The organism is Janthinobacterium sp. CG3 (assembly GCF_000344615.1).
GTDB lineage: Bacteria > Pseudomonadota > Gammaproteobacteria > Burkholderiales > Burkholderiaceae_D > Janthinobacterium.
In genome coordinates, this window is record NZ_KB467824.1 from 4,960,073 (window position 1) to 4,971,758 (window position 11,686).

General features: G+C 61.0%; 13 protein-coding genes and 2 tRNA genes. 11 read left to right on the top strand and 4 right to left on the bottom strand.

Going from position 1 to position 11,686, the window contains the following annotated elements; all coding sequences use genetic code 11:
* Window positions 1–21: 21 nt before the first annotated feature.
* From rbfA to JANGC3_RS31845, 9 genes are all read left to right on the top strand, one after another.
* Entirely contained in the window at window positions 22–468 is a 447-nt protein-coding gene (gene rbfA, locus JANGC3_RS0121975) for a 30S ribosome-binding factor RbfA (protein ID WP_017878645.1), read from the top strand.
* 12 nt (window positions 469–480) lie between these two features.
* On the top strand, window positions 481–1,416 hold the full coding sequence (gene truB / locus JANGC3_RS0121980; RefSeq protein WP_017878646.1) for a tRNA pseudouridine(55) synthase TruB: 936 nt from the start codon (window positions 481–483) through the stop codon (window positions 1,414–1,416).
* A 264-nt stretch (window positions 1,417–1,680) separates the two neighbouring features.
* Window positions 1,681–3,513, top strand: coding sequence for a translational GTPase TypA (gene typA / locus JANGC3_RS0121985; protein WP_026133335.1), 1,833 nt, complete (start codon window positions 1,681–1,683; stop codon window positions 3,511–3,513).
* 125 nt (window positions 3,514–3,638) lie between these two features.
* Entirely contained in the window at window positions 3,639–4,643 is a 1,005-nt protein-coding gene (gene dusA / locus JANGC3_RS0121990; RefSeq protein WP_269746258.1) for a tRNA dihydrouridine(20/20a) synthase DusA, read from the top strand.
* A gap of 499 nt (window positions 4,644–5,142) precedes the next feature.
* Window positions 5,143–6,870: a methyl-accepting chemotaxis protein gene (locus tag JANGC3_RS0121995; RefSeq protein ID WP_017878649.1), complete on the top strand. Its 1,728-nt coding sequence runs from the start codon at window positions 5,143–5,145 to the stop codon at window positions 6,868–6,870.
* Window positions 6,871–6,944: 74 nt separating this feature from the next.
* Entirely contained in the window at window positions 6,945–7,280 is a 336-nt protein-coding gene (locus JANGC3_RS0122000) for an energy transducer TonB (protein ID WP_442789079.1), read from the top strand.
* Window positions 7,281–7,445: 165 nt separating this feature from the next.
* Window positions 7,446–8,024, top strand: a complete 579-nt coding sequence (locus tag JANGC3_RS0122005) for a hypothetical protein (protein ID WP_157406817.1) — start codon at window positions 7,446–7,448, stop codon at window positions 8,022–8,024.
* Between the two features lie 71 nt (window positions 8,025–8,095).
* Complete coding sequence (locus JANGC3_RS32950) at window positions 8,096–8,272, top strand: hypothetical protein (protein ID WP_017878652.1); 177 nt, start codon at window positions 8,096–8,098, stop codon at window positions 8,270–8,272.
* A 92-nt stretch (window positions 8,273–8,364) separates the two neighbouring features.
* Window positions 8,365–8,706, top strand: a complete 342-nt coding sequence (locus JANGC3_RS31845; protein WP_081612024.1) for a hypothetical protein — start codon at window positions 8,365–8,367, stop codon at window positions 8,704–8,706.
* A gap of 55 nt (window positions 8,707–8,761) precedes the next feature.
* Here the strand turns inward: JANGC3_RS31845 and JANGC3_RS34170 are convergent, their stop codons facing one another.
* On the bottom strand, window positions 8,762–8,893 hold the full coding sequence (locus JANGC3_RS34170; protein ID WP_017878653.1) for a hypothetical protein: 132 nt from the start codon (window positions 8,891–8,893) through the stop codon (window positions 8,762–8,764).
* A gap of 160 nt (window positions 8,894–9,053) precedes the next feature.
* On the bottom strand, window positions 9,054–9,503 hold the full coding sequence (locus tag JANGC3_RS0122020) for a hypothetical protein (protein ID WP_017878654.1): 450 nt from the start codon (window positions 9,501–9,503) through the stop codon (window positions 9,054–9,056).
* Window positions 9,504–10,203: 700 nt separating this feature from the next.
* Between JANGC3_RS0122020 and JANGC3_RS32955 the strand changes: the two genes are divergently transcribed.
* Window positions 10,204–10,431: a hypothetical protein gene (locus JANGC3_RS32955; protein WP_157406819.1), complete on the top strand. Its 228-nt coding sequence runs from the start codon at window positions 10,204–10,206 to the stop codon at window positions 10,429–10,431.
* Between the two features lie 28 nt (window positions 10,432–10,459).
* On the top strand, window positions 10,460–11,194 hold the full coding sequence (locus JANGC3_RS0122030; protein WP_017878656.1) for a substrate-binding periplasmic protein: 735 nt from the start codon (window positions 10,460–10,462) through the stop codon (window positions 11,192–11,194).
* 191 nt (window positions 11,195–11,385) lie between these two features.
* On the opposite strand, the gene JANGC3_RS0122035 is transcribed toward JANGC3_RS0122030, so the two are convergent.
* Both JANGC3_RS0122035 and JANGC3_RS0122040 read right to left on the bottom strand, forming a co-directional pair.
* Window positions 11,386–11,461 (bottom strand) — tRNA-His (locus JANGC3_RS0122035).
* 139 nt (window positions 11,462–11,600) lie between these two features.
* Window positions 11,601–11,676, bottom strand: a tRNA-His gene (locus JANGC3_RS0122040).
* Window positions 11,677–11,686 lie beyond the last annotated feature (10 nt).

Consider the following 11,686-nt stretch of genomic DNA (forward strand, 5'->3'; position numbering starts at 1 on the left):
CTTTAGAAAGCAGTCATTATCATGGCCAAACATAGCAAAACCATGCCAGCCCGCGGCTTGCGCGTGGCCGACCAGATCCAGCGCGACCTGGCCGAAATCCTCGCCTACGACTTGAAAGACCCGCGCGTCGGCATGATCACCGTCACCGAAGTGCAGATCACGCCCGACTACGCACACGCGAAAGTGTTTTTCACGATGCTCAAGGACGGCAAGGAAGACATCAAGAACACCGTTGAAGGCCTGGCCGCCGCCGCCGGCTACGTCCGTGGCCAGCTGGGCAAGCGCCTGCACATCCACACGCTGCCGGCCTTGCATTTCGTGTACGACTCGTCGACCTCGCGCGGCATGGAAATGTCGCTGCTGATCGACAAGGCCAACTCGGTGCGCGCGGCCGACGCCGAGCCGGATGTAAAGCCTGAGCTTAAGCCGGAAGCGGCCGACGGCGCCAAGGCGGCGGACGCAGAGTAAGCGCCGGGCGCCATGAAAGCTACTTCCCCTAAAAAGATCCGCGACCTGGTCGACGGCGTGCTGCTGCTCGACAAGCCGGTCGGCTTTTCCAGCAACGACGCGCTGATCAAGGCCAAGCGCGTGCTCAACGCCAAGAAGGCCGGCCACACCGGCACGCTCGACCCGTTCGCCACGGGTTTGCTGCCGCTGTGCTTCGGCGAGGCGACCAAGTTCTCGCAAGACTTGCTGGAAGCGGACAAGACCTACGAAACCCTGGTGCACCTGGGACAGAACACCGACACCGGCGACACCGAGGGCGACGTCATCGAAGAACGTCCGGTCGACGTCACGCGCGAGCAGATCGAAGCCGTGCTGGCACGTTTCCGCGGGCCGATATGGCAGACGCCGCCGATGTACTCGGCCTTGAAGCGCGACGGCAAGCCGCTGTACGAATACGCGCGCGCCGGCATCACGCTGGAGCGCGAGGCGCGCCCGGTGACGATCCACAAGCTCGAATTGCTCGACTACCAGGCGCCGTTCCTGAAATTGTCGGTGACCTGCAGCAAAGGCACCTACATCCGCGTGCTGGGCGAAGACATCGGCAACGCGCTCGGCTGCGGCGCCCATCTGAACGCGCTGCGCCGCACGCAGGTCGGCGCGCTGACGATGGACAACATCATCACGCTGGACGCGCTGATCGCCCACGCCGCGCCGTTGGGCCTGCTCGCGCCGGTCGACGCGCTGCTGTCGTCGTTCCCGGCCGTCATGTTGACGGCGGAGCTGGCCGCGCGCTTCCTGCAAGGCCAGCGCCTGGCGCTGGGCAAAGAGGAGGCGGTTAGCGTACCGGCTGAACTGGGCCGCGTGCGCGTCTACGAGCGGGGCGACGCGCCGCGCCTGCTTGGCACCGGCAACATGCAGGAATACGCGATCCTGGCGCCCGAGCGCCTGATCGCCACCGCCCACCAGTAAAGTATTTCGTAGGTCGGCTTACGTCCCTTGGACTAAGCCGACCTACGGAAGCTTGCCTTGGCGGCATTGGGTTTCCGAAGCCGCGTAAGGCAAGTGCATCACGCCGCGCCGCGCTATTTTGTACCTATTTGCACGCGATTCTTTAAAGTTAAAAGGGCGTTGCGGCACATCATGCTATACTACGCGGTTCCGGAATTAGGCAAGCAGCTCGCTCTACGTACACACCCGTACACACCCCGCAGTTTTTCAGCAAACACTACGACCATGTCAAATACAAAACGCGCAATTCGTAACATCGCCATCATCGCCCACGTTGACCACGGCAAAACTACTCTCGTCGACAAGCTGCTGCGTCAGTCCGGAACTTTCCGCGACAACCAGCAGGTTGACGCACGTGTCATGGATTCGAACGACCTCGAAAAAGAACGCGGCATTACGATTTTGTCGAAGAACTGCGCGGTTGAGTATCAAGGCACCCACATCAACATCGTCGACACCCCGGGCCATGCCGACTTCGGCGGCGAAGTCGAACGCGTGCTGTCGATGGTTGACTCGGTTCTGTTGCTGGTCGATGCCCAAGAAGGCCCGATGCCGCAAACCCGTTTCGTCACGCGCAAAGCGCTGGCGTTGGGTCTGAAGCCTATCGTCGTCATCAATAAAATCGACCGTCCAGGCGCGCGTCCGGAGTGGGCCATCAACGCCACGTTCGAACTGTTCGACAAACTGGGCGCGACCGAAGAGCAGCTGGACTTCCCAGTGGTGTTCGCTTCGGCCCTGAACGGCTACGCCAGCCTGGATTCGGAAGTGCGCGAAGGCGACATGACGCCGCTGTTCGAAGCCATCCTGAAGCACGTTCCAGCCCGCGAAGACGACCAAGACGGTCCTCTGCAATTCCAGATCACTTCGCTGGACTATTCGTCCTACGTCGGCAAGATCGGTATTGGCCGCATCACCCGCGGCCGCGTTCGCGCGCTGCAAGACGTGATCGTCATGAACGGTCCGGATTCGACCCCGATCAAGGCACGCATCAACCAGGTTCTGAACTTCAAGGGCCTGGACCGCGTGATCGTTGACGAAGCCGTCGCCGGCGACATCGTACTGATCAACGGTATCGAAGAAATCGGTATCGGTTCGACCATCTGCGCACCTGAAAAACCAGACGCGCTGGAAATGCTGACCGTCGACGAGCCGACGCTGACGATGAACTTCATGGTCAACAACTCGCCACTGGCCGGCCGCGAAGGCAAGTTCGTTACTAGCCGTCAATTGCGCGACCGTCTGGACCGCGAATTGAAAGCCAACGTCGCCTTGCGCGTTGCGCCAACCGACGACGACACGATTTTCGAAGTGTCCGGCCGCGGCGAATTGCATCTGACGATTCTGATCGAAAACATGCGTCGCGAAGGTTTCGAGATGGCCGTATCGCGTCCGCGCGTTGTGTACAAAATGGTCGACGGCGTGCGCCACGAGCCGTTTGAACTGCTGTCGGTCGACGTCGAAGAAGCCAACCAGGGCGGCGTCATGGAAGAACTGGGTCGTCGTCGCGGTGATCTGCAGAACATGGAATCGGATGCCAAAGGCCGCGTTCGCCTGGAATACCGTATCCCTGCGCGTGGCCTGATCGGCTTCCAGGGCGAATTCATGACCCTGACCCGCGGTACCGGCTTGATGAGCCACATTTTCGACGAGTACGCACCGGTCGACAATAACAAGGGCGAAATGGCCGGCCGTCGCAACGGCGTGCTGATCTCCCAAGACGACGGCGCCGCCGTTGCCTACGCCATCTGGAAACTGCAAGACCGCGGCCGTATGTTCGTGGTTCACAACGACCCAGTGTACGAAGGCATGATCATCGGTATCCACTCGCGCGACAACGATCTGGTCGTCAACCCGATCAAGGGCAAGCAATTGACCAACGTGCGTTCGTCCGGTACCGACGAAGCGGTGCGCCTGGTGCCACCGGTTCAAATGTCGCTGGAATACGCGGTTGAATTCATCGCCGACGATGAGCTGGTTGAAATCACGCCGAAGAGCATCCGCCTGCGTAAGCGTTTCTTGAAAGAGAACGAGCGCAAGCGTAGCTCGCGCGAAGGCTAATCGCCTTTGTCTGCCGTCCCGGGGCTTGCCCCGGGAATTCCAGCCCGCTGTTCCCGCATTGCCTCAACGGCCTTGCGGGGCAGCGGGTTTGACGTTGTACCGCCCTTTTTTGTAGTGAGTGTATTGTGACCTCCCGTATCCTGCCTTCCCGCCGCATCTCCGTCGCTCCGATGATGGACTGGAGCGACCGCCATTGCCGCCTGTTCCATCGCCAGATTACGCGCCACACCTGGTTGTACACCGAGATGGTGACCACTGGCGCGCTGGTGCACGGCGACGTGGCGCGCCATTTGCAGTTCAACGACGAGGAGCATCCGGTCGCGCTGCAACTGGGCGGCAGCGATCCGGCCGACCTGGCCACCAGCGCCAAGCTGGGCCAGCAGTGGGGTTACGACGAGATCAACCTGAATTGCGGTTGCCCGTCGGAGCGGGTGCAGAAGGGCGCGTTCGGCGCCTGCCTGATGGCCGAGCCGCAACTGGTGGCGGACTGCGTGAAGGCGATGCGCGACGCCGTGAGCATCGACGTCACCGTCAAGCACCGCGTCGGTATCGACCAGTTCGAGTCCTATGATTTCGTGCGCGACTTCGTCGGCACGGTGGCCGCAGCCGGTTGCACGACGTTTATCGTGCACGCCCGCAACGCCATCCTGAAGGGCTTGACGCCGAAGGAAAACCGCGAGATTCCGCCGTTGAAGTACGACTTCGCCTACCAGTTGAAGCGCGATTTCCCGGACCTCGAATTCATCATCAACGGCGCCATCAAAACCACCGAGGAAATCGATTTACACTTGCAGCACGTCGACGGCGTGATGCTGGGACGCGAGGCGTATCACAATCCGTATTCGATGGCGCAGTTCGACCAACGCTACTACGGCGACGAGAGGCCGACCAAGACGCGCGAGGAAGTGCTGGCGGCGATGATTCCGTACATCCAGGCGCAGTTGGCTAAGGAGGACAGCCGCGGCTTGAGGCTCAACAGCATTACGCGCCACATGCTGGGCTTGATGCAGGGCCTGGCCGGCGCGCGCGCTTACCGGCAAACCATGTCGGACTCAAAAAAGCTCGCCAGCGGCGACGCCAATCTGTTGCTGGAGGCGGCCGCCCGCGTCACGCACAACGACACAATCTAGGAAATATCACGGCGCGGCCCGGCTCCCGGGACTGCGCAGCCCGCCGCGCGTTCGCGCGGCAGCGCCACCGAGCTTGGCTTTGCGCCGGCTACCGCGTTTTCCGGCCTTTCCGCGACACATAAATTCCCTGTATTTCCGCCTTTTCCCGTGCAAGCATCGGTGGAGGTTCAGTTTCTCCACAGAAAGTATGTATGCGTTTTTCCAATGTTTTTGTGCTTGCTATCAGGAAAAATTTGCATCTATAATTCAATAACGACAAACATTATTTGCAATATTTTCATTTAATCCAGCGCTATTTCGGCGCGGTTTTTATGCGGATGTTGCGCCTATTTTGCATGTCCCAAGTACCCCAGGCTGCGTCTGGCCGGTTGCCCTTGCGTCGCACCATGCGCCAAGCGGATCGCCGGTAAGACGTGGCCTTCGTCTTGTATCGCAGCCGTACGTCGGGCAAATTCTATCCACGTGTCACTTACGAAGAGTCGAAATGAATTTAGCAAAAATGAAGGTTGGCACCCGCCTGGGTCTGGGGTTCGCACTGGTGTTGGTGCTGTTGATCGCGGTGACGGGCGTCGGCATCAACCGTATGTCGCAGATCCAGGACCGGCTCGACCACGTGGTCGGCGTGAACAACGTCGTCACGCGGCTGGTCATCGACATGCGCACCAATGTCAGAGACCGCATCACCTCGCTGCGCATTTTGACGCTGATGACGGACGCCGGCGACATGGAGCCGGAAATGGCGCGCATCAAGGGCCAGAGCGCCAAATACGACGAAGCCGAGCAGCAGTTGCAGGCGCAGTTCGCGCTGCACGCGTCGGCCGAGGAAAAGGCCTTGCTGGCGGCGATCAAGGAGCACGCGGCCGTGGCGATGCCGGCCATCGCCAAGGCCTCGCAGTTGTGGCTGGCCAACCAGGCCGAAGACGCGACCAAGGTCATGATCAAGGAAATCCGTCCGCCGCAAAAGAAATGGATGGAGGCGCTGGAACAGTTGGCCGCGCTGGAAGACAAGTTGAACGAGCAGGTGCTGGCCGACGCCCGCGGCGCCTTCGACAACGCGCGCACCTTCATGATTATGCTGGGCGTGCTGGCGGTGGCGCTGGGCATCGCGGCGGCGCTGGTGATTACCCGCGGCCTGCTCAAACAGTTGGGCGGCGAACCCGATTACACGGCGTCAATCGCCGGCAGTATCGCCAACGGCGATTTGTCGGTGTCGATCGACACGCGCGCCGCCGACAATACCAGCCTGTTGGCGGAAATGAAGGAAATGCGCAACAGCCTGGTGGGTATCGTCGGCCAAGTGCGTGCCGGGACGGAAACCATCGGTACGGCGTCGCGTGAAATCGCGGCCGGCAATATCGATTTGTCGTCGCGCACCGAAATGCAGGCCAGCTCGCTGGAGAAAACCGCTCTGGCGATGGAGGAGCTGACCTCGACCGTGAAGCAAAACGCCGACAACGCCCGCGAAGCCAATCTGTTGGCGGCCACCGCCTCCGACGTGGCGCTGAAGGGCGGTTCGGTGGTGTCGCAGGTGGTCGACACGATGAGTTCGATCAACGATTCGGCCAAAAAAATTGTCGACATCATCGGCGTCATCGACGGCATCGCCTTCCAGACGAATATTCTGGCGCTGAACGCCGCCGTCGAAGCGGCCCGTGCCGGCGAGCAGGGCCGCGGCTTCGCCGTGGTGGCGTCGGAAGTGCGCAGCCTGGCGCAGCGCAGCGCCGGTGCGGCCAAGGAAATCAAGATTTTAATCGACGACTCGGCCGAGAAGGTCGAGCGCGGCACCCGGCTGGTTGGCCAGGCCGGCGTGACCATGGGCGAGGTGGTGGCCAGCGTCAGGCGCGTCACCGACATCATGGGCGAGATCGCCAACGCCAGCGAGGAGCAGAGCGCCGGCATCGAGCAGGTCAACCAGTCGATCATCGACATGGACAGCATGACGCAGCAAAACGCGGCATTGGTGGAACAGGCCGCCGCCGCCGCGCAAAGCTTGCAGGACCAGGCCTGCGAACTGGCAAACGTAGTCAGCATCTTCAAGCTGGCCGAGGGCGAGGAGGCGGTGCGCGCCGCGTTGCCGGCGCTGGCGCCGCGCGCGCCGGTGAAGCCGCAGGCGTTGCGCGCGGTGGTCCGGCCGGCCGGCCGCCAACCGCTGGCGGTGGCGGCGCCGTCGGCCCGGCCGAAGAGGGCGGCTTCCGGCGCCGAAAGCGACGACTGGGAACAATGCTAAGCACCGGCAGCAGGGCACGTGCGCATGAGCGGTAAGAGTTCGCTTTAATTAAATACTTGAGGAAACAAATGTCTATGAATACATCCAGTGTAATGGCCGCCTTGCTCGTGTCCTTGTCTTGCGCCGCGTCGGCCGCCGACACATCCGCAAGCTTCGACTCGAAAAATTGCAAGGCCGACTATCCGAAGGCGTCGCTGATGAACGAGGAGCAGGGCACGGTATCGATGATGTTCCTGGTCGCCGCCGACGGCAGCGTGGTCGAGTCGAAGCTGGAGAAAACCAGCGGCTTCAAGAATTTGGACAAGGCCGCGCTCAAAGCCCTCAGCGCCTGCAAGTTCAAGCCCGGCAGCAAGGACGGCAAGGCCGACCAGAGCTGGACCAAGGTGGACTACGCCTGGAAGCTGGACTGATTTTCCGGGCGCCGACGTGCTTGCTTTGCTTTGATCGTTCCCGGCGCCTTATTTCCTGCTCGCCTCCATGGCGCGCTTCCCCGCGCGCCACTATCTGTTACCCTATCTCCCCATATCTATCCCGCCGGCACGATGCGCCCGGCGCCACGTTTGAAATGGGTCGCCATGATGAATAGAACCGTTACCCTGGCCGCGTCCGCGCTTGCGGCATGCACGCTGTCGGCCTGCGCTGTGTTACCCAGCGAGCACGATCCCGCCAAGGACCAGCAATACGTCTCGATGGTGAATAGCTTGAGCTGGATCAATCCAATGACCGGCAAGCGCGACGGCCTGCGCTCCAGCTGGCCCTTGAAGGCGCATAAGGGCGAGGTTGAAATCTTCCCGCTGGCCCAGATCAAACATTGCGAGGCGGCCGGGGCGCCCTGTGCCTGGGGCGTGATGGTGGCGCAGCGTAAGCTGAACCGTTTCACCTATGCGCCCGGCGGCGTGACGCTGGAACTGGGCTTGGCGCTGGACGTCGACCGGCGCCAGGAGATTCACCGTGGCACGTTTAACGCGGCGATGGCGATTCCGTCCGATATCGCCGCCTTGCGCTGGAAGAAGGACGAGCAACGTACGCTGAACTTGCAGTACGGCCGGGTGGAGCGCATTGAGTTCGACTACGGCGTGCGCTTCGAAGTGTGCGCGCTGCGCTACGACGCAAGCGGTCGTGCGCTCGACATCTGCGAAATCCCTTATATTTAACTCTTGTAAGAGGGCGCGCCGCAAGGCGATGATGGCGGCGCATGGGATATTCCTTCGTAGATGGGGGTCATATGAACAAGCAGAAATCGAACGGCGGCCAGAGCAAGCAATCGGTCGGCGAGGCGGCTAGTCGCGGGTCGGAGCAGGGCGCCAGTAGCGACAAGAGCGATAAACGCGGTAAGGAAGCGGCCAGCACGCCCAAGTCCGGCGGGAAGGGCGGCGGCGCCAAGCAAAAGCGCAAGCATTAAGCTTGCATGGGATCGAATGTAAGCAACTGTAAATGTGCGGCGTCCGGCAAATTTTTCTTATAGTATTGCTTGTTAGGATAGGAGAATTTGCCATGAAAAGCCTGCTGGCCGTTGTGTTGCTCGTCGCTCTGGGAGGCTGCGTTGTGGCGCCGCCTGGTCCCGCATATTACGGAAGCCGTTGGGCCGAGCCTTTCGATCCATATCAATGGCACACCGTGTCGGCCGTGCCGGTGTACGCGCCGCAGCGAAGCTACGGCAACGCGCCCGTCTATGTGCAACAAACTGTGTATTTGCCGCAGCCACTGTATGCTCCGCAGCCGTACTTTTACACGCCGCCGGTAAGCATCGGGCTCGACTTCATGTTTGGATGGAGCGGTGGCCGGCATGGCGGCAGGCATCATGGTTGGGGCGGGCGCGGCCACGGCCACCGTTAAGGCCCGCGCCTTACTCTCGGGGGCGGGTTATGCCAGTGGTTTTTCTAGTCCTGGCTCAGTGCGCGAAAAACACGACGGCTTCGTGCAGCAGCGGCGCCGAGCACAGAATATAGGTCGCAGCAGCCACCAAACCAAGCTGCAATGCACCGAAAGCGACGGGAAAAAGGCGGGACATATCATGTTCCATAGAGTTTCTGAGTGTGCCTGAATGATATGAGATAGCAATGACTGTGTGAATCGGATGGACGTCCGCGACGGCGTAGGAGAAACGCCCGTCGAGTATATTTATGACAAGATCATGCCCGGCCGGTAAGAGTATGCCGGCCCGGGTTGCAAACGGGCGCCGCCTATTTTTTCCACAACACAATGTTTTGTTCCGGCGCCGTGTCCGACAAGTCCGAGCGCGCCAGCCACAGGCTCAGGCGTTCCGGATGCTTCAAGTTAATTCCCATGCCGTCGATGACGCCGACCTGTTCCAGCATCTTGGAATCGATCTTGGCGATCTTCGACACGGTTGGCGAACCCATCACCATGCGATCGTAGGCCTTGCGCGCCTTGTTTTCCCATTTGTGCAGACTCGAATCGTCGAAGCGGTTAGCTTCGAAGTACACCGTCAGCGAGCCATCCAGATTGCCGTAACCAACTACGCCGGCGCCTTTGCGGATGGTGGTGGTATTGTCCAGATCGAATTCGTCCGTCGGTACGAACACGCCGGCGCGGCCGTCGACGTCGGGACGGCCGATTGGCGTGTCCTTGCTATACGTGCTGAGTTCGAGTGCGCTTTTTTCTTCAGACATGGTATTTCGTGGCCGCGGTCGCAGCGAGACGGCAGGGTCGCTGCCAAGTCCAGCATTGCCGGCCCTCCTGTTGAGTGAGGTAGTGGGGGGAGGGCGTTATTGTCGCCCGGTAAGTCTGGTGCCGCGCGGCTGCACCGCAAAACGGCTACCCCATTGTAGTCCTAATCTAATTCTTTCGTGCAACATCGGTGGCATTTTTTTAATTTGCCTGCTGCCTCCTCTGTGGTAAATATTTAATGCAAGATTGTTGCATTAAAATCGGCCTGGCAATATCATGCGGTTATTTTGCAACTCACTTGCATGAGTCGAGTAAGCCGGCTTGCCGCCGCTAATCCAGGAGAGCCATGATCCACATTGAACATTTGAGCAAGCGCTACGACGGCCGCGCTGTGGGCCGCCGCCCTGTTCGGGCTGGCGCTGTGGCTGCTCAGGCGCGTGCGCCAGGGCAACTGAGGGGGCGGGGTCGCAGCCAGCGCGCGCTCGGCGTCGGATTGCGCTCTGCTAATCCGGCGGGGTCGGCCCGCTGACCTTGCCAGCACCGCGGAGGCAAATGCGGCTTTTCGGCACAAGCCAAAAAGTTTCTGTATGCACATATCTGACGGATGTAGAATAGACAAGGTGCCTGGAGTCGCTTGCCGGACGGTGCATTTGGCGGATGCGGCTTGGCGCGCTTGCTCGACCCACTCGCAGGAGTATCGCCATGAATGTTCTTCGCTTTGCGCAGTACGCGGCATGCCTGTTCCTGGCGTCCCCGGCCTTGGCCCAGGCCGACGACAAAATCACCCTCAGTTTCAACGAACGCCCGCCCTACATTATCCCCGCCGCGGACGGCTCGGCCAGCGGTTTGACGGCCTCGCCGGCCGGGTCCGACGAGGTCATCGGCAAGCTGAACAAGGCGATCGCCGCCAGGAAGCCCGCCGTCCAATAGCGCTGGCGCAATGAAGCGGACAAGCCAGATGGTTGCATCGCCGCGGCGCGCCGCCTGGCTGCCGCTGCTGTTGCTATTGTGCGGCGGCGCCTGCCGCGCCGGCGACGCCGTCACGCTGTACTACAACGAGCGCCCGCCGTATATGGCCGGGGCGCCGGACGGCAGCGTCAACGGCCTCACCGCCAGCGTTGCCGAGCGCGCGTTCCGCGCCGCCGGCATCGACGTCAACTGGTTGAAGACGCCGATCAACCGGCAATTGGCGCTGCTCAAGGAGGGCGGCGCGCGCTGCGTGGTCGGCTGGTTCAAGAACAGCGAGCGCGAACGCTTCGCGCGTTTTTCCAAAGCGATTTACCGCGACCTGCCGACGGTAGCGTTGATGCGCAGCGCTTACCCGATCGGGCAAAAGCTGGCGCTGGAGAGCGCGCTGGCCACGCCGGGCCTGCGCGTATTGGTCAAGGAAAACTATTCCTACGGCGGCTATATCGACGAGGCGCTGCTGAAAATCCATCCGGCGCTGGCCAAGACCAGCGCCGAGAGCGTCAACATGGTGGCGATGATCGAGGCCGGGCGCGCCGACCTGATGTTCGTGGCGGAGGAGGAGGCGCAGTACCTGATCGGTCAGAGCGGTCTGAGCCAGCAGGGCTTCAGCCTGCTGCGCTTCGCCGATCTGCCGAACGGCGAAACCCGCCACATCATGTGCAGCAAGGACGTGGCGGAACAGTGGATGCGCCGGCTGGACCGCGAGATCCGTTTCGAACCATGAAAAAGGGCACAGGCCGCGATGGCCGTTGAGTTGCGGTGTCGGCGCCGGATGTGGGGGCCGTCGAGGCCAACGTTGTCGGGTTACGCCGTTCCGGCTAACCCGACCTACGAAATCGACATTCGGATTAAGGTGGGGACGAAAAAAAAGCCGCGTGGGCGGCTTGGATTTTTTCTTGCGCATTGAACAGTAAATGGGGTGACTGATGGGGCTCGAACCCACGACAACAGGAATCACAATCCTGGACTCTACCAACTGAGCTACAGCCACCACTGAACGAACGCCTGTCTTGGTGCTTCTTAAACAGGTGTCGCATTATACAAACTTTTCCGCGATTTGCAACAGGCGCGGAGGGCGAAAAAAAAGCCGCGTAGGCGACTTGGTTTTCTCTTGCACGTTGAACAGTAAATGGGGTGACTGATGGGGCTCGAACCCACGACAACAGGAATCACAATCCTGGACTCTACCAACTGAGCTACAGCCACCACTGAACTA

What these genes read in the sequence shown, in the direction of transcription:
- typA (WP_026133335.1), top strand. Translation starts at nt 1,681, where the DNA reads ATGTCAAATACAAAACGCGCAATTCGTAACATCGCCATCATCGCCCAC.
- JANGC3_RS0122020 (WP_017878654.1), bottom strand. Translation starts at nt 9,503, where the DNA reads ATGTCTGAAGAAAAAAGCGCACTCGAACTCAGCACGTATAGCAAGGAC.
- JANGC3_RS32955 (WP_157406819.1), top strand. Translation starts at nt 10,204, where the DNA reads ATGAATGTTCTTCGCTTTGCGCAGTACGCGGCATGCCTGTTCCTGGCG.
- JANGC3_RS0122000 (WP_442789079.1), top strand. Translation starts at nt 6,945, where the DNA reads ATGAATACATCCAGTGTAATGGCCGCCTTGCTCGTGTCCTTGTCTTGC.
- JANGC3_RS0122030 (WP_017878656.1), top strand. Translation starts at nt 10,460, where the DNA reads ATGGTTGCATCGCCGCGGCGCGCCGCCTGGCTGCCGCTGCTGTTGCTA.
- JANGC3_RS32950 (WP_017878652.1), top strand. Translation starts at nt 8,096, where the DNA reads ATGAACAAGCAGAAATCGAACGGCGGCCAGAGCAAGCAATCGGTCGGC.
- JANGC3_RS34170 (WP_017878653.1), bottom strand. Translation starts at nt 8,893, where the DNA reads ATGGAACATGATATGTCCCGCCTTTTTCCCGTCGCTTTCGGTGCATTG.
- rbfA (WP_017878645.1), top strand. Translation starts at nt 22, where the DNA reads ATGGCCAAACATAGCAAAACCATGCCAGCCCGCGGCTTGCGCGTGGCC.
- truB (WP_017878646.1), top strand. Translation starts at nt 481, where the DNA reads ATGAAAGCTACTTCCCCTAAAAAGATCCGCGACCTGGTCGACGGCGTG.
- JANGC3_RS0122005 (WP_157406817.1), top strand. Translation starts at nt 7,446, where the DNA reads ATGATGAATAGAACCGTTACCCTGGCCGCGTCCGCGCTTGCGGCATGC.
- JANGC3_RS31845 (WP_081612024.1), top strand. Translation starts at nt 8,365, where the DNA reads ATGAAAAGCCTGCTGGCCGTTGTGTTGCTCGTCGCTCTGGGAGGCTGC.
- JANGC3_RS0121995 (WP_017878649.1), top strand. Translation starts at nt 5,143, where the DNA reads ATGAAGGTTGGCACCCGCCTGGGTCTGGGGTTCGCACTGGTGTTGGTG.